Consider the following 20205-nt stretch of genomic DNA (forward strand, 5'->3'; position numbering starts at 1 on the left):
AGCGCGCCTTTGGCGACGATAGTTCAGGGCATTGCCTTCGTCATGCCCAACAGGAACTCACCATGCTCGGCGTCACCGACTACGGCGCATTCGTCATCGCCTTCATCATTCTGCTGGCCATCCCCGGCCCGGGCAATTTTGCCTTGATCACCGCCACCGGCAAGGGCGGTATCAAGGCTGGCCTGGCTGCGACACTTGGGGTGATCGTGGGTGACCAGGTGCTGCTGTGGCTGGCAGTAGCGGGCGTCGCCACCCTGCTGGCCACCTACCCTACGGCTTTCCACATGGTGCAATGGGCCGGCGCTGCGTACCTGGCTTACCTGGGCCTGCGCATGCTCCTGAGCAAGCCCGGTGGTGCTGCCCACGCCTGCCGCATGGACAACGGCCAGTACCTGCGCCAGACCATGATGATCACCCTGCTCAACCCCAAGGCGATCATGTTCTACATGGCGTTTTTCCCGCTGTTCGTCGACCCGGTGAAGCACCAGGGGCTAGTGACGTTCGGTTTCATGGCTGCGACGGTGGCAGTGGTGACCTTCGCGTACGGGCTGATTGCCGTGGTGCTGACCCATCAGCTGGCTGAACGCATGCGCGCCAACCCACGAATCAGTCATCTGTTCGAGCGGCTGGCAGGGGCTTGTCTGGTAGGGTTTGGTATCAAGTTGGCGGCGATGCGCTGAGCAAGGCCGCGGCACAGTTTGTGGGTCAACTCTGGCGACGCATGAACTCTGCAAAAAGCGGTACGGTGAAATCCAGCACACCATGATCGGTGCTGTAGGCCATGCCTTTGGCGATGACCTTGGCTCTTATAGGGCCAAGTGACGATTGGGTTCGGCCCATGGCCTTGGCGATATCACCTACCGCATAAGGCCCATCGCCAAGCTGCGACATGGCTCTGACGAAAAGCACTTCGCTGGGTGTCAACTGGTCGATACGCACCCTGAAGAAACCTGCATCCAGCAACGCCAGGGTTTCCGAGTAGGATTGAACGACATCATCCAGCGATATCTCTGGCCCCTCGGCACAGTTCCACGCCGTGGACGCCCACTCTTGCAAAAAGAACGGATAGCCCTTGGTACGCACGACAATCTCTTGCAAGGCGGCCTCTGCAATGGATGCCTCCTCGTCCAGGATCGGCTTGAGCACGGCCTTGGCAGCAGCATCGGCATCAAGTGCATTGATTTCCGGATACAGGAACAGCCGCTCTGCATAGGATTTCGCCTCACCTGCCAACCGCGCGACCTGAGGCAGCCCGGCACCCACAAGCAGCACCGGCAGGCCTTCCTGAGACATTTTGTGCATGGAGACAATCAGGGCCCTAAGATCGGCCTCACTCAGGTACTGGACTTCGTCGATCAACAGAATCCAGCCTTTGCCTGCGGCCTGGGCCGCACGCCCGATAACGTTGAACAGGTCTGGCAGGTCGTATTGAAGATTGCCACTGTCCGCAAGGCCGGGCTCTGGCTCTACACCCACTTCCACACCGGCGATATCGATCTTGAAGATGGAGGCAAACCCACGCAGGCCCTTCAGCCCCCGATTTGCAATTTGCTTGGCGGCTTCCACGGTGGACAGAGAGCGCATGACCTTGCGCATTTCCGGGTAAAGAAGGCGCGCAAGGCTTTCCTCTTCCGGCGACTCGACCTTAGAGACCAGCAAGCCCGTGTGCTCTGCAATTTTCCCGACTTCGTTCAAGAGCACCGTTTTGCCAGTCCCTCTCAAGCCAAGCAGCATCATGGAGCGCGCGCTGCGCCCGTTGATAGCCCGCCCACACGAAACGCGCGCGTGCTCAAGCACCACATCGCGGCCTGCCAGCTCAGGCGGTCTGCTGCCGGCGCCGGGTGCGAAAGGGTTGCGGTACGGGTCCATGGGCTGCCTCCAGAGAACGGTTATAGCAATAGATAGCGAAGTCTAGCGATTTTCGCTATCTATGAGTAGATTTCGGTAGCGTTTGCCCTTCGGCGCTGCAAATCAGCCCCCGTCCTACAGCTTGAACTCAGAATTATTCCCTTCCTTGTAGGGCGTTTCCCAAACATACTGGCAACCCGCTCAAACTGTTGCGACGGATCCGGTCGCGCTCTAGTCTCGGCTTGTCGTTGCAAAATCAACGGCCGGCTTTGACAGGCCGACGATTTCCCGCACACGTGCACTGTTTATGGCGGCTGTACGTGGGGCACCGTCGTGTGCGCCGAGTTACTCCGGGATCCTCGGTCTGTCAACCCATGTACAGCTGCCACCCTCTTGTTTGACAGCAAGCTTGCGGCAGCTCCAATGATCCTGGAGATGTGTATGCGCAAGATGGTCCCTGATCCACCCTACTCCCTCGATTCCACCCAAGCCCTGCAAGACACCCTGGTCCAGTCCTCAGAGTACGTACTCTGCGCCCTGTCCGTCGCCCGCCAATCTGTGCAACTCAAGCCTACTGCCCACAGTTCGATTGTGATGCAGGCCGTCATCCATGAAATGGAGGAGGTACAGAGCCTGGTGGAGTCGGCATTGATGCAATTGCAGATGCGGCCGCACTTACCCAGTGAGCCGTACAACTTGCACTAGCAGGCCAGGCCTCTTCGCGGCTAAAGCCGCTCCCACAGGGTTATCTCCGCCCTAAGGCACTGCACAGCACCTGTGGGAGCGGGTTCACCCGCGAAGAGGCCAGCCCAGGCAACCCAGAACCCAGGGAAACAAATCAATGCCCACCGACAACACAAAAGAACCCACCACAGTCGGCAAGACCTGCTTCTACCAAGGCGAAAACAACACCCACCCGCTGTTCCGCATCGAACCCGGCATCCCCTGCCAGGACGCCCGCGAACAGGCATCCGAACTGATGGGCTACGTGCGCGACCTGATCATCACCGGCCTGATGGACGGCGACCAGAAACTGATCTGGGCCTCGCACTACCTCAGCGCAATGGCCAAGGCGCTGCTGGATGACGCTGAATTGGGGATGATGAAGAAGTAAGGCTGGGCCTGTCCCGTGACAACGGACAGGCCCAGGCACAACGAAAAAGCCCCTGGAAACGCGATGCATCCAGGGGTTGCATTTATTTACCGCGTCTCGCCGCAAAAGGACCCAAAAGCGCCCTCGACCGACGGCAGGGTAGCGACATCTTCCACAGCGATGTAGCCCATTTCCCAAACTCAGACCAATCCCGCTCCAGCCGTTGCCAGTGCTCAACTTGCGCCTTAGCCTCATCACGTCATGGCCATTCAACGACGGACGATGACAGGCGGCCATCACTTCTATGCGCCCCTTTACGTGGCGGTTACCACGTCCACACAGGACTGCAACGCCACTCCGTCGATCTCTCATATACAAGGAGTAGCCACTAGGCTACATTTAATGCATGCCGAATCAGATCGACACTACGTCGGAATTTGACGATTGGCTGGATGGCGTGAAAGATCCGATCGGTAAAGGTGCAGTCACCGCAAGACTCGCACGAGCGGAAAATGGCAGCTTTGGCGATATCGAATCAGTTGGCGATGGCGTCAGTGAGATGCGGGTGTTTGTAGGTCCCGGATATCGGATCTACTTCGTACGAACGGGCTCGAGCCGCTACCTGATGCTCTACGGTAGCGATAAAGCGGACCAGCACAGAGCCATTAATCGCGCCAAGCAAATCCTTGATGTTATACGAGGTAAACAACGATGAGCGACACATTCACCGCCGAAGACATGCCCATCCTTGAGCTCGATTTGAGCAATACCAAACGCTTCGAGGCCTCCCGGTTTCTGGACAGTCCCGAAACCATCGCGGCTTTTCTGGCGGAGGCAATGAAGGCTAACGACGCGCAAACTCTGATGCATGCCTTGGGGGAAGTGGCAAAAGCCAAGGGCGTGAATCAGTTTGCGCAAGACGCAGGCGTGAATCGTGAGTCGCTTTACAAAACGTTGAAGGGCGGCGATAAAACTCGTTTCACTACTATTCAAAAGCTCATGCTTGCCTTGGGTGTAGAGCTCACTGTCAGACCGCTCAAGAAGTTCCCCGCTTCCTCATAGGCTCGCCTCGCGCAATTGGGGCTGCTGACTTCAAACTATTTAGCGACGCACAACGAAAAAGCCCCTGAAAGCTTTCGCTTTCAGGGGCTTCATCTTGTATGGCGGAGAGATAGGGATTTGAACCCTAGGTACTGTTGCCAGTACAACGGATTTCGAATCCGTCCCGTTCGACCACTCCGGCATCTCTCCAATGCCGCGCATCATACCAGCGTTCTTTTAAAACGCAAACCTTTTTTTAAAAAAAATCGCGTGGTATCAGGCGCTTGCGTGAACGCGCCGCTTACAGCGGCACGCCCAGGCGCTTGGCAACTTCTTCGTAGGCTTCGATCACGTCGCCCAGGCCCTGACGGAAGCGGTCCTTGTCCATCTTCTTGCGGGTTTCTTTGTCCCACAGGCGGCAGCCGTCCGGGCTGAACTCGTCGCCCAGCACGATCTGGCCGTGGAATACGCCGAACTCCAGCTTGAAGTCGACCAGCAGCAGGCCAGCGTCATCGAACAACTTGGTCAGCACCTCGTTGACCTTCAGCGACAGCTTTTTCATTTCGACCAGCTGCTCGGCGGTGCCCCAGCCGAACGCGACAACGTGGGATTCGTTGATGAAGGGGTCGCCCTTCTCGTCGTTCTTCAGGAACAGTTCGAAGGTGGACGGCTCCAGCTTGATGCCCTCCTCCACGCCCAGGCGCTTGACCAGGCTGCCGGCAGCGTAGTTACGCACTACGCATTCGACCGGGATCATGTCCAGCTTCTTCACCAGGCACTCGTTGTCGCCCAGCAGCTTGTCGAACTGGGTCGGCACGCCGGCTTCTTCCAGTTTCTGCATGATGAAGGCGTTGAACTTGTTGTTCACCGTGCCTTTGCGGTCGAGTTGTTCGATGCGCTTGCCGTCGAACGCCGAAGTGTCGTTACGGAACAGCAGGATCAAGCGGTCGGCGTCGTCGGTCTTGTAAACCGATTTGGCCTTGCCGCGGTAGAGTTCGTCGCGTTTTTCCATGATTGGGCTCCGCTTGCTTGAGGTGTTGGGCTAGGCGATTTCGCGCCAGTCGAGCCCGTGTTCCTGATTCGCCACCTGGAGCCAGTCCGGGTCGCACCCTAAGGTGTCGACGAAGCACTGGCGGGCCAAGTGTGGCAGGTTGTTCTTGCTGCTGAGGTGGGCCAGCACCAGGTGTTGCAGGTTGCTCCAGCCCAACTCGTGCACCAGGCGCGCGGCCTGGTGATTGTTCAAATGCCCTTGCATGCCGCCTACCCGCTGCTTCAGGAAGACCGGGTAGTGACCGCGTGCCAGCAGGTCGCGGCAGTGGTTGGCCTCGATCAGCAGTGCATCCAGGCCCTGGTAACGTTCCAGCAACAGTGCGTCGTACGAGCCAAGGTCGGTCAGCATGCCGAAGCGCCGCTGGCCGTCACTGATCACGTATTGCAGCGGCTCGTAGGCGTCGTGCTCGACCCGCGCTGCGGTCACTTCCAGGCTGCCGATACGCAGGCTTTGGCCACACGCGAGAAAACCGGCCACCTCCACCGGCTTGCGCATGCCGCGCAAGGTCCCTTGGCTGAGGTAGACCGGTACATTGTAGCGCCGTGACAGCAAGCCGACCCCATGCACGTGGTCGGCATGTTCGTGGGTGACCAGTACCGCGCTGAGCTGGGCCGCCGAAACGCCGAGCAGCGCCAGGCGCCGCTCGGTTTCACGCAGGGAAAAGCCGCAATCGACCAGGATGAACGTGTCACCACTGGCGATCAGCGTGCCGTTCCCTTGGCTGCCGCTTCCGAGTACCGCGAAGCGCACTTAGCCCAGGTGGTCCTGAATGGCGCTCAGCACGCGGCGGGCGACATCGGCCGGAGCCACGGTGTTGATGTTTTTCTCGACCGTGACCTGCACGCTCTCACCCACCTTGCTCAGGCGAACCTGATAGCGCTCGGCACGGGCTTCACGCTCTTCCTTGGTCGGCTCGCTGCCGAACATGCGGCCGAAGAAGCCAGGCTGGTTCTGCTTGTCGTCAGGCTTTTCCGACAGGTTGATGTAGTACAGGCCCAGGCTGCGGTTGATGTCTTCGACACGCCACTCGCCACCCTGCTCCAGGGCACGGCCCACGCCAGACCAGGCGCGGTCCAGGTCGGAGCCCAGGTACAGCACCGGGTTGCCGCTGCCGTCTTCGCTCAGGCTGACGCGGCTTGGCGCATCGAAATCGCGCGCGGCCAACAGCGACACCGAACCGCCTTTCTCGGCGCTGCGGTTCATGCTGGCAAGCATTTCGTCGACCAGCAGGGCATCGGCGCCGGTGTTGCTGGACGTGGACGGGAACCCTGGCTCGGCAGTGCTGCCGGCCGGGCGCTCGACGCTGACCACGTATACCTCGGAGGTGTTGCGCTGCACGCCAGGCTCCATGCGCACACGGACGCGCACTTCGCTGTCACCGCTGCTGGCGGTGCTGGCCAGGCGCTGGCCAAGCGATGCCGACAGTTCGTCGAAACGCTGCCAGGTGGTGTTGAATTCACCGGTCTGCGGGCGCTCTTCAGCAATGCGGAAGCCGTTATCCTCGAAGAACTGGCGGGCCACTGGCCACACCTCGGCAGGCGAATGCTGGGCCAGTACCCAACGGCTGCTGCCGCTGCGCTGCAGGCTATAGTCGGTTACCTGGGCGGCGCCACCGGTCAACGGCTGCGGGCGCGGCACTTCGAACTCGCCAGCGACGTTGTCGTCAGCGACGTTACGCGGGATCGGCAGCAGCGGGTCAAGGCGTTTGACGTTGCTAGCGTCCGGCGGCAGTTGCATCGGCGCGGTCGGGTGCGCCTGCAGGTAATCGCTGCCGCGGTCGCGGAAATAGCCATCCTCGCCCCACAGCCAGCCACACCCACTGGTGCTGGAGATAATCAGGGCAAGGGCGGAAAGACCAGCCAATCGCTTCATGCGGTGTACTTCCTCTTAAACCAGTACGCCGGACTGGCGCAAGGCAGTACGGACTTTTTCGTGGCAGCCTTCGCTCAGCCAGGTCAGTGGCAGGCGAATACCTTTTTGCATCAAGCCCATTTCGACGAGCGCCCATTTCACCGGGATCGGGTTGGCTTCGCAGAAGAGGTCTTTGTGCAGCGGCATGAGTTTTTCGTTGATCGCGCGGGCCTTCTCGGCATCGCCCGCAAGGGCGGCCTCGCACAGATCGGCCATTTCGCGCGGGGCGACGTTGGCAGTAACAGAGATGTTGCCCTTGCCGCCCATCAGGATCAGCTCGACGGCAGTCGGGTCATCGCCGGACAGAACGATGAAGTCCTTGCTGACGCCATCGAGGATGGCCTTGGCGCGGACCAGGTCGCCGGTGGCTTCCTTGATGCCGATGATGTTCGGCACGGTCGACAGGCGGATCACGGTCTCGGCCTGCATGTCGCAGGAGGTGCGGCCGGGTACGTTGTAGAGGATCTGCGGAATGTCGACGGCTTCGGCAATGTGCTTGAAGTGCTGGTACAGGCCTTCTTGCGTCGGCTTGTTGTAGTACGGCACCACCAGCAGGCAGGCGTCGGCACCGGCGCTCTTGGCGTTCTGGGTCAGGTGCACGGCTTCGGCAGTGGAGTTGGCGCCGGTGCCAGCGATGACCGGTACGCTGCGGCTGCTGCGCTTGACGCGCTCGACCACGTGCTTGATGACCAGGATGTGCTCTTCGACATCCAGCGTGGCGGACTCACCGGTGGTGCCGACGGCGACGATCGCATGGGTGCCGTTTTCCAGGTGGAAGTCTACAAGTTTGTCGAGGCTGCCCCAGTCAACACGCCCTTGTGCATCCATGGGTGTGACCAATGCCACCATACTGCCCGCAATCATGTAACTGCTCCTGCCGGAAAAAGAGAGCGGTAATGGTACTGGGGGCATCGACCTTGCACAAGCGAAGCAGGCGGGCGGAGCATTCCCCTCGGCGCCTTATTTCGCTACCCTTGACCCTTTGATCGGTGCAGCGCGGCCCGCCGGGCCGTCGACCTTGCTCCCCGCCAGCGTCCAAGACCTCGCATGCGAGCCCCGGGCCCTGCCGACAGGAGGCTTTTGACCGTCCTGCACCGACCGCTCATCGCTTTAGGAATGCTGCATGTCCACCCCCACCACTGTCCGCGAACAATTCCTTGTCATCAGTGCCCTGGGACCGAATCCCATGGAGCTGGCCAACGTCCTCAGCCGCGCCGCCTTCGAAAACCGCTGCGCGGTGGTCACCTCGCGCCTGAGCCGCCATGGCGAGACCAGCGCCCTGGTGCTGCAGGTAGGCGGCAGCTGGGACGCCCTGGCGCGCCTCGAATCCACCCTGCCGGGCCTGGGCAAGAAGCACGGCCTGACCCTGGACGTGGTGCGCAGCGCCGACCAGGAAGTGCGCCCGCAGGCCCTGCCGTACGTGGCTTATGTCAGTGCCGCCTACCGCCCGGACATCATCAACGAGCTGTGCCAGTTCTTCCTCGATCACCGCGTCGAGCTTGAAGCCATGACCTGCGACACCTACCTGGCGCCGCAGACCGGCAGCAGCATGCTCAACGCCCAATTCACGGTGATCTTGCCGGCCGGCACCCAGATCAGCTGGCTACGTGACCAGTTCCTGGACTTTGCCGACGCCCTCAACCTCGATGCGCTGATCGAGCCTTGGCGTCCACAGAACCCAATGTAAGGAAACTGACCATGGCTGTAGCACTCGACCAACCCGTTGCCGACTTCCAGGCCCAGGCCACCAGCGGGCAAACCGTCAGCCTGGCCCAGCTCAAAGGCCAGCAAGTGGTGATGTACTTCTACCCGAAGGACAGCACGCCGGGCTGCACCACCGAAGGCCAGGGGTTCCGTGACCAGCACGACGCCTTTGCCGCAGCCAACACCGTGGTGTTCGGGGTATCGCGCGATGGCATCAAGTCGCACGAGAACTTCAAGGCCAAGCAAGGCTTCCCGTTCGAGCTGATCAGCGACAAGGACGAGGCCCTGTGCCAGCTGTTCGACGTGATCAAGCTGAAAAAGCTGTATGGCAAGGAATACATGGGCGTTGACCGCAGCACCTTCCTGATCGACAAGGACGGTGTGCTGCGCCAGGAATGGCGTGGAGTGAAGGTGCCTGGGCATGTGGATGCCGTATTGGCGGCAGCCCAAGCCTTGAACAAGGCTTGAGATTCAATGGGGCTGCTTTGCAGCCCTTCGCGGGCACGCCCGCTCCCACAGGGCCCTGCACAATTCCTGTGGGAGCGGGCGTGCCCGCGAAGGGCCGCAAAGCGGCCCCAGTTGCATCAAAGCAGCGGCGATACGCTAGGCTCCCGGCGCGGCCAGGCATCCAGCACGGCCTTGATCAGCGTCGCCAGCGGGATGGCGAAGAAGATCCCCCAGAACCCCCACAACCCGCCAAACAGCAATACCGCGCAAATGATCGCCACCGGGTGCAGGCTCACGGCCTCGGAGAACAGCAGCGGTACCAGCACGTTGCCATCCAGCGCCTGGATGATCGCGTACACCGTCATCAGGTAGATGAACTGGTCGCCCCAGCCCCACTGGAACAGCGCAATCAGTGTCACCGGCACCGTCACCACCACCGCGCCCACATACGGCACCACCACCGACAGCCCCACCAGTAGCGCCAGCAGCGCGGCGTAATTGAGCCCCAGGCTGATGAAGGCGATGTAGGTGGCAATGCCGCAGATCAGGATTTCAATGCCCTTGCCGCGAATGTAGTTGGCAATCTGCCGGTTCATCTCGCTGCCCACCCGGTTCAGCAAGGCGCGCTGGGTGGGCAGGTAGCCACTGACCCAACGGCCGATCAGTTCTCGGTCCTTGAGGAAGAAGAACACCAGAATCGGCACCAGCACCAGGTAGATCATGGCGTTGACCAGCAACGGCAGGCTCGACAGCGAAAAGGTCAACGCCCACTGCCCGAACTTGCCGATTTCCCCGCGCACCGACTCGATGGCGTGCAGCACCTGCTCGTCCGACACCAGGTGCGGGTAGCGCTCGGGCAACAGCAACAGCAACGACTGCCACTTGCCGAGCATGCCCGGCAGCTCGTTGAACAGGGTAATCAGCTGGTGCCACAGCAACGGCACCAGCACCAGCATGAACACCGCCAGCGCCCCCATGAACAGGGCAAAGACCAGCATCACTGCCAGCCGGGTCGGTACCCGCAGCCGCTCCAGGGCATTGACCAGCCCCTGCATCAGGAACGCCAGCACCATGCCCGCCAGCACCGGCGCGAGCATGCCGCCCAGGGTGAGCACAGCGGTAAAAGCCAGGAACAGCAGCACCGCCAGCACTACCGCTTCTTCATCGGAGAAGTAGCGGTGCATCCAGTCGCGAAGCACTTTGAACATTGACGATCCTTGGAAAAGACTCAGGCCTTGCGCAGCCAGTAGGTATAGGTGCCGGCCTCAGCCGTTTCCTGCAGCAGGGTATGACCGGCCAGCTTGGCGAAAGTGCGGAAGTCGCGCTGCGAACCTGCGTCGGTGGCGATCACCTTCAGCACGGCGCCGCTGGCCAGGCGATTGAGCTCCATCTTGGCCTTGAGCAGCGGCAAAGGGCAATTCAGCCCGCTGGCATCCAGTTCGGCGTCGCAGGTCAGGGTGTCACTCATCGCGGGGCTCTCCTAAGGCATTGCCGGTTTGCTGCTTCACAGGGTCGGCTAGGATAGCGCCACTGGTCGCCAACGTGTGAGCCCGCTACAGTAGGTATCTTTGACCGACGCGAGCTTCGTGCATGAATCTACTGCGCCCTACCCTGCTGACGCTGGCCTGCCTGATGGCCCTTCCCGGCCATGCTGACGACCTGCCATCACTGGGTGACGCCAGCTCTGCGATCGTCTCGCCGCAACAGGAGCATCAACTGGGCCGTGCCTGGCTGAGCCTGCTGCGTGGCCAGGTCAACCAGTTGAACGACCCGCAGCTCAAGGACTACGTCGAGACTACCGTGTACCGCCTGGCCGAAACCAGCCAGCTGCAGGACCGGCGCCTGGAATTCATCCTGATCGACAGCCGTGAACTCAACGCCTTCGCGGCCCCCGGCGGCATCGTCGGGGTCAACGGCGGCCTGTTCCTCAATGCCCGCACCGAAGGCGAATACGCCTCGGTGCTGGCGCACGAACTGGCGCACTTGTCGCAACGCCACTTCGCCCGCGGCGTCGAAGCCCAGCAACGCATGCAACTGCCGATGATGGCGGCTTTGCTCGCGGGTATCGTGCTGGCTGCCGGTGGCGCTGGCGATGCGGGTATCGGCATGATTGCCGGCACCCAGGCGGCGGCAATCCAGGAACAGCGGCGTTTCTCGCGGCAGAACGAACAGGAAGCCGACCGCATCGGCATCCAGAACCTTGAAAAGGCCGGTTACGACCCGCGCAACATGCCCACCATGTTCGAACGCCTTGCGCAGCAGTACCGCTACGGCGCCAAGCCGCCGGAATTTCTGCTGACTCACCCGGTGACCGAATCGCGTATCGCTGACACCCGCAACCGTGCCGAACAGGCGCCCAAGGGCGGTGTCGAGGACAGCCAGCGCTATCAGCTGATTCGCGCGCGCGTGGCCCTGACCTATGAAGAAACACCCGGCCTGGCAGCCAAGCGCTTCCGCTCCCAACTCGACGAAGACCCGAAACTTGACGCTGCACGCTATGGCCTGGCCCTGGCGCAAATCAAGGGCGGCCAGCTGAACGAAGCGCGCGAAAACCTGAAGCCGTTGCTGGCCAAGGCCCCCAACGACATCACCTACAACCTGGCGCAGATCGACCTGGACATCACCAACAACCGCCTGGCCGACGCGCAGCAGCGGGCCGAACGGATGCAGGGGCTGTACCCGGGCAACTACCCGCTTAAACAGGTGCGTGCCGATCTGCTGGTGAAGCAGAGCAAGCCGGCCGAGGCGGAGAAGATATTGAACGAGTTGATCAAGAGCCGGCCGGATGACCCGGACGTCTGGTACGACATGGCTGAAGTGCGGGGTTTGTCGGGCAATACCATTGGCTTGCACCGGGCTCGAGCCGAGTTCTTCACGTTGGTAGGGGACTTTGACCAGGCGATCCAGCAGCTGGATTACGCCAAGCGCCGGGCGGGCGGCAACTTCCCGCTGGCGTCGCAGATCGACCAGCGCCAGCGCGAGATCCTGGAGCAGCAGCGTATGGTTCGGGAAATGATGGGGCGCTGAGAATCTGGGGGCGCTTTGCGCCCCAGCATTTTCAGGCGTTACCGGAAAGCTTCAGGCGCGCCGCCTGGGTGAAGTCCAGCATGCGGTTCAGCGGCCTGATCGCCTTGGGCACCAGCGCCGGGTCGACAAAAATCTCGTTGCTGCCATTACGCAGGCAATCCAGCACCCGCTCCAGGGTGTTCATCGCCATCCACGGGCAATGTGCACAGCTGCGGCATGCCGCGCCGTTGCCGGCGGTGGGGGCTTCGACGAATTCCTTGTCCGGGCACAGCTGCTGCATCTTGTAGAAGATGCCGCGGTCGGTGGCGACGATGAAGGTCTTGTTCGGCAGGGTCTGCGCCGCCTTGATCAACTGGCTGGTGGAGCCCACCGCATCGGCCAACTCGATCACCGCTTCTGGCGATTCAGGGTGCACCAGGATCGCTGCGTCCGGGTACAGCGCCTTCATATCGGCCAGCTGGCGCGACTTGAACTCTTCGTGAACGATGCAGGCACCGTCCCACAGCAGCATGTCGGCACCGGTTTGCTTCTGGATGTAACGGCCCAGGTGCTGGTCCGGGCCCCAGATGATGGTTTCGCCGTTGTCCATCAGGCTTTCGACGATTTCCAGCGCGCAGCTTGAAGTCACCACCCAGTCGGCACGGGCCTTAACGGCAGCGGAAGTGTTGGCGTACACCACCACAGTGCGCTCAGGGTGCTGGTCGCAGAAGGCTGAGAACTCTTCTACCGGGCAGCCCAGGTCAAGCGAGCAGGTGGCCTCCAGGGTTGGCATCAGCACGCGCTTTTCCGGGGTGAGGATTTTCGCGGTCTCGCCCATGAAGCGCACACCGGCCACGATCACCGTTTCGGCCGGGTGATTCTTGCCGAAGCGGGCCATTTCCAGCGAGTCGGACACGCAGCCGCCGGTTTCCTCAGCCAGGGCCTGGATGACCGGGTCGCAGTAATAGTGGGCAACCAGCACGGCATTCTGAGCCTTGAGCTCGGCAGCGATGGCCGCACGGTATTCGGCCTCCTGCTCGGCTGTCAGCGGGTTGGGCTGCTTGGCGTCGAGGTGGGCCTGAACCAACAGGCGTTCGGAAATCTGGGTCATGATCGCTGGACCTGCAGGCGCGCGTGCGCGTCAAATCGAGTGTATCACCCGGCCCTGGCAGATCGGCTAAGGGTGCCGGACGGTTCGCAGGCCGCCACGGCCCTCTGCGGGCGCGGATTATTATCGGAGGCCGAAGGCTACAGATAATCCAGCGATTACTAAAGTGGTTTTTGTGTTGCCTGTGCTGGCCTCTTCGCGGGCATGCCCGCTCCCACAGGTACTACGATGCCCTCAGGGGCAATGAGTAACCTGTGGGAGCGGGCGTGCCCGCGAAAAGGCCGGTACAGGTTCAATCAATCAACCCTGCGGCGACAGTGCTGCCAGGTGCGCTGCCATGAGCATGGCGAACTCTTCCACTGTCATCTTCTTGCCGTTGAAATCGACCATGCCATCGGCATAGTGCAGGCTGCTCACCACATCGTTGCCTTCAACGGTGGCCAGGCCACTCTGCAGCGCCATCATGCCGACCATCTCCCCCGCCTGGCTCGACTGCATGGCAATCGCCTGGGCGTCGGTCTGGCCGTCCAGCAGCGCCTGCAAGGTCGCCAGGTCACCCATCATCGGTTTGGACAGCGACAGCTTGCTCTTCACCTCGGTGATCAGTTGCTTGCTCAACTGGTCCGGCGGCAAGTCGAAACTGGCCGGGGCGGCGAAGTTCATCGACAGGTTGAAACGGCTCTCGCCATTGGCGGTCTTGAACGACAGGTTTTCTATCGCCACCTTGGGCTTGGCGGCCAGCAGTTGCCGCAGATCACCCTGGAACCGGGCCTTCTCTGCGTCATCCATCTGGATCTGCGGCACAGGCTGACCGGCTGCAGCGGCCGCCTCGAACTCCGGCAGGTGCGCCTGGTACCACTTCGACAATGCCTGCAATGCCGGTGCGTTGACCGAATTGACACTCACCAGCATGTGCGCCTTGCCCACCGCGCGGCCATCCCAGGTGATGTCGCCGACCTTGTACTCCACGCGACCACCCACGGCATCCGGGCCGTCCAGGGTTTGCAGGACATTCTGCTCCAGGCCGTTGATCAGCAGCACTTGCTGCTTCGGCCCCAGGGTGACCTTGGTTTCGGCCAGCGCCAGATCGACATTGCCCACATAGATGGCGTCGTGCGCGGTGGCCTGAAGGTTGCCATCAACCTTCAGGCCTTTGAGTTCGAACGTGGCCGGCGGCTGGTCATCGCGCACAAGTTTCATCACGAAACGGTCGGCCTGGCCGTGGAACTTCGACGCCTTGCCTTCCTTGTCGCCACTGACTTCCAGCTGCATGCCAGAGAAGTCGAGGCTGTTGCCGTCAGCCTCGTCGAGCTTGACCGGCGCCAGCCGGACCTGGCTGACCACACTGCCGCCGTAACCCAGGCTGGTCTGTGCGCTGACCGGGGCCTGCTCGCCTGCAGCGGCGAACCACGCTGCGGTGGCATCGTCCTTCTGCAAGGTGCTGTTGCTGACCGCCATCACCGGCATCAGCTTCAACGCCTTTACCCGCGACCAGGGAAACGGCCCGTGCTCGATCTGGTCGGTCACGCCCACGTCGAAACTCACTACCTCGCCTTCACCCACGTTGATATCGCGGGCCTTGAGCCGGTACTGGGCGGTACTGCTGAAGAAATGCTGCTCCAGCGACACCCGCTCGATGCTCATGCTGCCGCCGGTGGTCACCAGGGCCTTCTTGAGCTCGGCATTGCTGCGGACAAGGGCATTGTCCAGCTCGGCAGGCAACTGCTTGCCGGTGTACCAGGCACCAGCGGTGGATGCGACGGCAATGGCAATCGCCAGGCCGGAAAGGATGCCAACTGATTTCTTCATGAATAGAACCGATTGTCCGTAAGGGCTTCTTGGGCGACAAAGGCCACGCAGGAGGCGAAGAGTACCACTGCGACAGAACACGATGGCCGATCGGAAAAGAGAAAACACATTTTTCAGAGGCGTCTGAGCCCCCTCAAAGGGAGCATCACTCGTTAATTTTTACGAACACTCGAATTGATCAAAACCGCAAAAAACCGCGCAAAAACCGAACAAAACCCCTTATAAATCGATAAATATTTCAATTTGGTAACATCTTGTCATGTTTAACTTGACACCAACCTACCCATCGTTTTTTATTTTCACCACTTAGCGCGTCCCCCCCGCGCCTTCCGCCGCTCCTACAAAAAAGGTGAACAACATGGAGCCCACCCGCTCGCCCTTGCCGCATGCGCAATACACCGTGCCCGCCGTTTACGCCCAGGAGCCATGCCAGCATGCAGCCTGATCACAGCGCTTCCGGCAACGGCCAACTCCGCAAAACCCTGCGCCTCTGGCACGTGATCATCATCGGCCTGGCCTACCTGACCCCGATGACCGTGTTCGACACCTTCGGCATCGTCAGCGGGATCACCGCCGGCCATGTGCCCAGCGCCTACATCCTGGCGCTGGCGGGCATCCTGTTCACCGCCGTGAGCTACGGCACCCTGGTAAAGCGCTTCCCGCAGTCGGGCTCGGCGTACACCTACACCCAACGCGCGATCAACCCGCATGTGGGCTTCCTGGTCGGCTGGTCGTCGCTGCTGGATTACCTGCTGCTGCCAATGGTCAACGCGCTGCTGGCCAAGTTGTACCTCTCGGCCATGTTCCCCGAAGTAGCGGAGTGGATATGGGTGGTCGGCTTCGTCAGCCTGATCAGCCTGATCAACATGCGCAGCGTAAACCTGGTGGCGCACTTCAACCTGCTGTTCGTGGGCGTGCAGGTGGCGATCATCGCCGTGTTCATCTACCTGTGCGTGCGCGGCCTGGGCCAGGGTGAAGGGCTGGGCACCACCTGGAGCCTGCTGCCGTTCGCCGACAACCAGACGCACCTGAGTGCACTGGCTGCCGGTGCGACCATCCTGTGCTTCTCGTTCCTGGGCTTCGACGCGGTCACCTGCCTGTCCGAAGAAACCCGCGACCCGGCCAAGACCATCCCGCGGGCGATCTTCCTCACCGCGCTGATCGGTGGCGTGGTGTTCATCACCGTGTCGTATTTCATCCAGGCCTACTTCCCGACCATGGCGCGCTTCCACGACCAGGAAGCGGCCCTGCCGGAAATCGCCCTGTACGTTGGCGGCAAGCTGTTCCAGTCGATTTTCATCGCCTGCACGGTGATCAACACCATTGCGTCGGGCCTGGCCTCCCAGACCAGCGTGTCGCGCCTGCTGTACGTGATGGGCCGCGACAACGTGATCCCGGCCAGCCTCTTTGCCCGCCTGCACTCGCGCTACAAGACGCCGGTGCTGAACATTGCCGTGGTGGGGCTGGTTGCGCTGTCGGCGATCTTCTTCGACCTGGTCACCGCCACCTCCATCATCAACTTCGGTGCGCTGGTTGCGTTCAGCTTCGTCAACCTGTCCGTGATCAACCACTGCTACCTGCGCGAAGGCAACCGCCGGGGCCTGGCCAACCAGCTGAAGTACCTGGTGCTGCCGACCATAGGCTTCTGCATCATCGTCTCGCTGTGGCTGGACCTGAACGCGCATTCGCTGATGTTCGGCGGCATCTGGGCGGCGGTCGGATTGATCTACCTGGGTTGGCTGACCAAAGCGTTCCGGTCGGCACCGCCCAACTACGTTGCCGAATGACCCACGCTGCCAACAACGCCCGCGCCTGACCGCGGGCGTTGTACTTGATCGAAAAGGAAAGCCCTCATGCCGCTGCGTCGCCTCTCCATCCAGTGGAAGATCACCCTGCTCGCCGGCCTGTGCCTGCTGGCCATCGTCGCCCTGCTGGTAGCCACGTCACTGACCCAGGCGCGGCGTAGCGCTGCGCTGGTCAACCAGGCCAACACCGCCATGCTCGACAGCAGCGCGCGCCAGCGCCTGCAGGCCCATGCCGAAACCCAGGCCCTACGGGTGCAGCGCTACTTCATGGACGCCTACCAGTACGGCAATGGCTTTGCCCGCATGGTGCAGGTGCTCAAGGCCCGAGGCGGCAGTGACCTTCGCGCCGAGCTGACACGCCAGGCCCGTGCCAGCCTGGCCGGCAACCCGGATGTGATCGGCCTGTACCTGGTGTTCCAGCCCGACGCGCTGGACCAGCAGGACAGCCAGTACCTCGGCCAGGACGCCGTGGGCAGCAATGAAAGCGGGCGTTTCTCGTTGTACTGGTCGCAGCCGCGCCCCGGCACCCTGGAGCGTGAGGCCATGCCAGAAGCGATGCTCGGCGATGCCAGCGTCGGCAGCAACGGCGCGGCGAAGAACCGCTGGCTTACCTGCCCGCAAGACACCGCCAGTACCTGCATGCTGGAACCCTACCTCGACGAGGTCAATGGCCGCCAAGTGCTGATGACCAGCATTGCCCTGCCGCTGCTGGAGCATGGCAAGGTGGTCGGCGTGGTCGGCCTGGACATCGGCCTGGCCAACCTGCAGCAACTGAGCCTGGACGGCCGCCGCGAGCTGTTTGATGGCCAGGGCCATGTCAGCATCGCCAGCGCAGCCGGCCTGCTGGCAGGCAACAGCCGCGATGCCAGCGCGCTCGGCAAACCCATGGACAATACGGTGGCCGACGGCCTGCTGCGCGTAGCCCACCCCTTCGCCCCCATCCCTGACGCCGCGCCTTGGCAGGTGTTGCTGGAGCTGCCAGAAAGCGTGCTGCAGGCACCCGCCGTGGCCCTAAACCAGCGCCTGGATGCGCACAACCAGAATGCCAACCTCACCAGCCTGCTGATCGGCCTCGGCGCCGCCATCGCAGGTTTGCTGCTGGTGTGGCTGACCGCACGCGGCGTTACCCGGCCAATCCTGGCCGTGGCCGCACGCCTGCAAGACATTGCCAGCGGTGAAGGCGACCTCACGCGCCGCCTGGACTACGCCCGCCAGGACGAACTGGGCCAGCTCACCCACTGGTTCAACCGCTTCCTCGACAAGCTGCAGCCGGTCATTGCCCAAGTCAAAGGCTCGCTGCAGGAGGCCCGCGGCACCGCCGACCAGTCGGCCGCCATCGCCAGCCAGACCAGCAATGGCATGCAGCAGCAGCACCGTGAAATCGAACAAGTAGCCACGGCAGCCAACGAGATGAGCGCCACTGCCCTGGATGTCGCCCACAACGCATCGCAAGCAGCCCAGGCCGCACGTGCCGCCGACCAGGCCAGCCGCGAAGGCCTGCAACTGATCGACAGCACCCGCGAGGGCATCGATCGCCTGGCTGCCGGCATGAACACGGCCATGGACGAGGCGCGAGCACTCGAAGGCCGCAGCGGCCAGATCGGCTCGGTGCTGGAGGTGATTCGCACCATCGCCGAGCAGACCAACCTGCTGGCACTCAATGCTGCCATCGAAGCTGCGCGCGCTGGCGAAGCCGGGCGTGGTTTTGCCGTGGTCGCGGATGAGGTGCGCGGCCTGGCCCAGCGCACGCAGGTGTCGGTGGAGGAAATTCGCCAGGTCATCGAAGGCCTGCAACAAGGTACCCAGGATGTGGTGGGGGCCATGCATGCAGGCCAACGCCAGGCCCAGGACAGCGCCGCACGCATGGAGCAGGCATTACCGGCACTGCAGCGTATTGGCGAGGCCGTGGCGGTGATCAGCGACATGAACTTGCAGATTGCCTCGGCGGCGGAAGAGCAGAGCGCGGTGGCCGAGGAAGTGAACCGTAACGTGGCCGGCATTCGAGATGTGACAGAATCGCTGGCCGGGCAGGCCGATGAATCAGCACGCATCAGCCAAGCCCTGAACCGGCTGGCCAACCAGCAGCAGGCGCTGATGGAGCAGTTTCGCGTTTAGCCTGTCAGGGCCTCTTCGCGGGCACGCCCGCTCCCACACGCTCGGCGTAACCCTAAGGGGCCGTGCAGTTCCTGTGGGAGCGGGCGTGCCCGCGAAGAGGCCCTGACAGGCACCGCACCATTGTTATTTTGAGCACAACTTATGCCTAATCCAACCCGATCCACCTTCTTCGACATCACCAGCGAACAGGGCCTGTTACGTACCTCGATTGCCGTCACCCTGTTCATCGCCACCATCGGTATCGCCTTCGGCCTGGCTTCCGGGTCGTTCTCCATCGTCTTCGACGGCGTGTATTCGTTGGTCGACGCCAGCATGAGCGGCCTGTCGCTTGTAGTGGTCAAGCTGATCACCTCACACACCACCAGCGTGCAAATGTCGCGCAAGCTGCGCGAGCGCTTCACCATGGGCTTCTGGCACCTGGAACCGATGGTGCTGGCACTCAACGGCATCCTGCTAAGCGGTGTGGCCATCTACGCGCTGATCAACGCCGTCAGCAGCCTGCTCGAAGGCGGCCGCCACCTGGAGTTCGGCATTGCCATGGTCTATGCGGTACTGACCGTGATCACCTGCGTCACCATCGCCGTCGTCGAAGCCCGCGCCAATCGCAAGCTGAAGTCAGACTTCGTGCGCATGGACGTCAAGGGCTGGGTGATGTCGGCCAGCATCACTGCCGCGCTGTTGATCGCCTTCTGCTTTGGTTACGCGGTGCAAGGCACGTCGCTGGAGTGGGTGTCGCCGTACATCGACCCGGCGGTACTGGCGCTGGTGTGCCTGGTGATCATTCCGCTGCCGCTGTCAGTGGTCCGTCAGGCGCTATCTGAAATCTTTCTGGTTACCCCCGGCGACCTCAAGCTGCACGTCGATGAAGTGGCCAAGGCCTTCGTCGCCCGCCACGGGCTGCAGTCGTACCGCGCCTATGTCGCCAAGGTCGGGCGCTCACGGGAGATCGAGTTGTATTTCATCGTGCCAAAGACAATGGCCGCGAAGACCATCGATGAATGGGATACGTGGCGTAACGAGATTGGTGATGCCGTAGGCGGCGAAGGGCCGGACCGCTGGCTGACGGTGGTGTTCACCGGCGACCCGGAGTGGGCTGAGTAAGCAGGGGGGCGCTGTGTCGCGATAGGGCCGCAAAGCGGCCCCAGGATGCCGAAAACGAAAAAGCCCGCGACCATTTCTGGTAGCGGGCTTTTTCGTACTGCGTATGGTGGGTCGTGTAGGATTCGAACCTACGACCAATTGGTTAAAAGCCAACTGCTCTACCAAC

General features: G+C 61.9%; 20 protein-coding genes and 1 tRNA gene. 11 read left to right on the plus strand and 10 right to left on the minus strand.

What is annotated here, in order from left to right; all coding sequences use genetic code 11:
- The first annotated feature begins 62 nt into the window (after positions 1-62).
- On the plus strand, positions 63-680 hold the full coding sequence (locus tag WF331_RS01880) for a LysE family transporter (protein ID WP_049278125.1): 618 nt from the start codon (positions 63-65) through the stop codon (positions 678-680).
- A 25-nt stretch (positions 681-705) separates the two neighbouring features.
- Here the strand turns inward: WF331_RS01880 and WF331_RS01885 are convergent, their stop codons facing one another.
- Complete coding sequence (locus WF331_RS01885) at positions 706-1869, minus strand: ATP-binding protein (protein WP_016498346.1); 1164 nt, start codon at positions 1867-1869, stop codon at positions 706-708.
- Positions 1870-2289: 420 nt separating this feature from the next.
- Between WF331_RS01885 and WF331_RS01890 the strand changes: the two genes are divergently transcribed.
- The 4 genes from WF331_RS01890 to WF331_RS01905 all read left to right on the plus strand — a co-directional run bounded on the left by WF331_RS01890 (position 2290) and on the right by WF331_RS01905 (position 4003).
- Positions 2290-2553 carry a hypothetical protein gene (locus WF331_RS01890; RefSeq protein WP_016498345.1) on the plus strand — a complete coding sequence of 88 codons (264 nt, stop codon included), beginning with the start codon at positions 2290-2292 and terminating at the stop codon, positions 2551-2553.
- A gap of 136 nt (positions 2554-2689) precedes the next feature.
- Entirely contained in the window at positions 2690-2962 is a 273-nt protein-coding gene (locus tag WF331_RS01895) for a DUF3077 domain-containing protein (RefSeq protein WP_014590008.1), read from the plus strand.
- A 385-nt stretch (positions 2963-3347) separates the two neighbouring features.
- Positions 3348-3656 carry a type II toxin-antitoxin system RelE/ParE family toxin gene (locus WF331_RS01900; RefSeq protein WP_019472416.1) on the plus strand — a complete coding sequence of 103 codons (309 nt, stop codon included), beginning with the start codon at positions 3348-3350 and terminating at the stop codon, positions 3654-3656.
- Positions 3653-4003 (plus strand): addiction module antidote protein, encoded by a 351-nt coding sequence (locus WF331_RS01905; RefSeq protein ID WP_284359899.1) that lies wholly within the window; start codon positions 3653-3655, stop codon positions 4001-4003. The genes WF331_RS01900 and WF331_RS01905 overlap by 4 nt, the downstream gene beginning before the upstream one ends.
- A gap of 99 nt (positions 4004-4102) precedes the next feature.
- Here WF331_RS01905 and WF331_RS01910 read toward each other — a convergent pair.
- The 5 genes from WF331_RS01910 to dapA form a co-directional block, all read right to left on the minus strand.
- Positions 4103-4192: transfer RNA gene (locus WF331_RS01910), tRNA-Ser, on the minus strand.
- Between the two features lie 91 nt (positions 4193-4283).
- Positions 4284-4994 carry a phosphoribosylaminoimidazolesuccinocarboxamide synthase gene (gene purC / locus WF331_RS01915; RefSeq protein ID WP_016498342.1) on the minus strand — a complete coding sequence of 237 codons (711 nt, stop codon included), beginning with the start codon at positions 4992-4994 and terminating at the stop codon, positions 4284-4286.
- A gap of 30 nt (positions 4995-5024) precedes the next feature.
- Positions 5025-5783 (minus strand): MBL fold metallo-hydrolase, encoded by a 759-nt coding sequence (locus WF331_RS01920; protein ID WP_016488635.1) that lies wholly within the window; start codon positions 5781-5783, stop codon positions 5025-5027.
- Positions 5784-6905, minus strand: coding sequence for an outer membrane protein assembly factor BamC (bamC, locus tag WF331_RS01925; RefSeq protein ID WP_016498341.1), 1122 nt, complete (start codon positions 6903-6905; stop codon positions 5784-5786).
- 15 nt (positions 6906-6920) lie between these two features.
- Positions 6921-7808: a 4-hydroxy-tetrahydrodipicolinate synthase gene (gene dapA, locus WF331_RS01930; protein ID WP_016498340.1), complete on the minus strand. Its 888-nt coding sequence runs from the start codon at positions 7806-7808 to the stop codon at positions 6921-6923.
- Between the two features lie 259 nt (positions 7809-8067).
- Here dapA and WF331_RS01935 point away from each other — a divergent pair, with 259 nt between their 5' ends.
- Positions 8068-8631, plus strand: coding sequence for a glycine cleavage system protein R (locus WF331_RS01935; protein ID WP_016488638.1), 564 nt, complete (start codon positions 8068-8070; stop codon positions 8629-8631).
- 11 nt (positions 8632-8642) lie between these two features.
- The gene (locus tag WF331_RS01940) at positions 8643-9116 is read left to right on the plus strand and encodes a peroxiredoxin (protein WP_284359902.1); all 474 of its coding nucleotides are present in this window, start codon (positions 8643-8645) and stop codon (positions 9114-9116) included.
- A 116-nt stretch (positions 9117-9232) separates the two neighbouring features.
- Here the strand turns inward: WF331_RS01940 and WF331_RS01945 are convergent, their stop codons facing one another.
- Both WF331_RS01945 and WF331_RS01950 read right to left on the minus strand, forming a co-directional pair.
- Positions 9233-10303: an AI-2E family transporter gene (locus tag WF331_RS01945; protein ID WP_016498338.1), complete on the minus strand. Its 1071-nt coding sequence runs from the start codon at positions 10301-10303 to the stop codon at positions 9233-9235.
- 20 nt (positions 10304-10323) lie between these two features.
- On the minus strand, positions 10324-10563 hold the full coding sequence (locus WF331_RS01950) for a sulfurtransferase TusA family protein (RefSeq protein WP_016498337.1): 240 nt from the start codon (positions 10561-10563) through the stop codon (positions 10324-10326).
- A 122-nt stretch (positions 10564-10685) separates the two neighbouring features.
- Between WF331_RS01950 and WF331_RS01955 the strand changes: the two genes are divergently transcribed.
- A complete protein-coding gene (locus tag WF331_RS01955; protein WP_049278115.1) occupies positions 10686-12122 on the plus strand; it encodes a M48 family metalloprotease in 1437 nt (478 codons plus the stop codon).
- Positions 12123-12153: 31 nt separating this feature from the next.
- On the opposite strand, the gene nadA is transcribed toward WF331_RS01955, so the two are convergent.
- Together nadA and WF331_RS01965 are read right to left on the minus strand one after the other, a co-directional pair.
- Positions 12154-13212: a quinolinate synthase NadA gene (gene nadA / locus WF331_RS01960; RefSeq protein ID WP_016498335.1), complete on the minus strand. Its 1059-nt coding sequence runs from the start codon at positions 13210-13212 to the stop codon at positions 12154-12156.
- Between the two features lie 297 nt (positions 13213-13509).
- Positions 13510-15018 carry a YdgA family protein gene (locus tag WF331_RS01965; RefSeq protein ID WP_061203488.1) on the minus strand — a complete coding sequence of 503 codons (1509 nt, stop codon included), beginning with the start codon at positions 15016-15018 and terminating at the stop codon, positions 13510-13512.
- Positions 15019-15452: 434 nt separating this feature from the next.
- On the opposite strand from WF331_RS01965, the gene WF331_RS01970 reads away from it, so the two are divergent.
- The 3 genes from WF331_RS01970 (at position 15453) to WF331_RS01980 (ending at position 20039) form a co-directional block, all read left to right on the plus strand.
- Positions 15453-16805, plus strand: a complete 1353-nt coding sequence (locus WF331_RS01970; RefSeq protein ID WP_340622606.1) for an APC family permease — start codon at positions 15453-15455, stop codon at positions 16803-16805.
- 66 nt (positions 16806-16871) lie between these two features.
- A complete protein-coding gene (gene mcpU / locus WF331_RS01975; protein ID WP_241801270.1) occupies positions 16872-18938 on the plus strand; it encodes a methyl-accepting chemotaxis protein McpU in 2067 nt (688 codons plus the stop codon).
- Between the two features lie 141 nt (positions 18939-19079).
- On the plus strand, positions 19080-20039 hold the full coding sequence (locus tag WF331_RS01980) for a cation diffusion facilitator family transporter (RefSeq protein WP_016498331.1): 960 nt from the start codon (positions 19080-19082) through the stop codon (positions 20037-20039).
- Positions 20040-20205: the final 166 nt, after the last annotated feature.

Source organism: Pseudomonas sp. YNh (genome assembly GCF_037993085.1).
GTDB lineage: Bacteria > Pseudomonadota > Gammaproteobacteria > Pseudomonadales > Pseudomonadaceae > Aquipseudomonas > Aquipseudomonas putida.

What these genes read in the sequence shown, in the direction of transcription:
- WF331_RS01965 (WP_061203488.1), bottom strand. Translation starts at nt 15,018, where the DNA reads ATGAAGAAATCAGTTGGCATCCTTTCCGGCCTGGCGATTGCCATTGCC.
- bamC (WP_016498341.1), bottom strand. Translation starts at nt 6,905, where the DNA reads ATGAAGCGATTGGCTGGTCTTTCCGCCCTTGCCCTGATTATCTCCAGC.
- mcpU (WP_241801270.1), top strand. Translation starts at nt 16,872, where the DNA reads ATGCCGCTGCGTCGCCTCTCCATCCAGTGGAAGATCACCCTGCTCGCC.
- dapA (WP_016498340.1), bottom strand. Translation starts at nt 7,808, where the DNA reads ATGATTGCGGGCAGTATGGTGGCATTGGTCACACCCATGGATGCACAA.
- WF331_RS01900 (WP_019472416.1), top strand. Translation starts at nt 3,348, where the DNA reads ATGCCGAATCAGATCGACACTACGTCGGAATTTGACGATTGGCTGGAT.
- WF331_RS01945 (WP_016498338.1), bottom strand. Translation starts at nt 10,303, where the DNA reads ATGTTCAAAGTGCTTCGCGACTGGATGCACCGCTACTTCTCCGATGAA.
- WF331_RS01940 (WP_284359902.1), top strand. Translation starts at nt 8,643, where the DNA reads ATGGCTGTAGCACTCGACCAACCCGTTGCCGACTTCCAGGCCCAGGCC.
- WF331_RS01885 (WP_016498346.1), bottom strand. Translation starts at nt 1,869, where the DNA reads ATGGACCCGTACCGCAACCCTTTCGCACCCGGCGCCGGCAGCAGACCG.
- WF331_RS01890 (WP_016498345.1), top strand. Translation starts at nt 2,290, where the DNA reads ATGCGCAAGATGGTCCCTGATCCACCCTACTCCCTCGATTCCACCCAA.
- nadA (WP_016498335.1), bottom strand. Translation starts at nt 13,212, where the DNA reads ATGACCCAGATTTCCGAACGCCTGTTGGTTCAGGCCCACCTCGACGCC.
- WF331_RS01880 (WP_049278125.1), top strand. Translation starts at nt 63, where the DNA reads ATGCTCGGCGTCACCGACTACGGCGCATTCGTCATCGCCTTCATCATT.
- purC (WP_016498342.1), bottom strand. Translation starts at nt 4,994, where the DNA reads ATGGAAAAACGCGACGAACTCTACCGCGGCAAGGCCAAATCGGTTTAC.
- WF331_RS01935 (WP_016488638.1), top strand. Translation starts at nt 8,068, where the DNA reads ATGTCCACCCCCACCACTGTCCGCGAACAATTCCTTGTCATCAGTGCC.
- WF331_RS01950 (WP_016498337.1), bottom strand. Translation starts at nt 10,563, where the DNA reads ATGAGTGACACCCTGACCTGCGACGCCGAACTGGATGCCAGCGGGCTG.
- WF331_RS01970 (WP_340622606.1), top strand. Translation starts at nt 15,453, where the DNA reads ATGCAGCCTGATCACAGCGCTTCCGGCAACGGCCAACTCCGCAAAACC.
- WF331_RS01955 (WP_049278115.1), top strand. Translation starts at nt 10,686, where the DNA reads ATGAATCTACTGCGCCCTACCCTGCTGACGCTGGCCTGCCTGATGGCC.
- WF331_RS01895 (WP_014590008.1), top strand. Translation starts at nt 2,690, where the DNA reads ATGCCCACCGACAACACAAAAGAACCCACCACAGTCGGCAAGACCTGC.
- WF331_RS01905 (WP_284359899.1), top strand. Translation starts at nt 3,653, where the DNA reads ATGAGCGACACATTCACCGCCGAAGACATGCCCATCCTTGAGCTCGAT.
- WF331_RS01980 (WP_016498331.1), top strand. Translation starts at nt 19,080, where the DNA reads ATGCCTAATCCAACCCGATCCACCTTCTTCGACATCACCAGCGAACAG.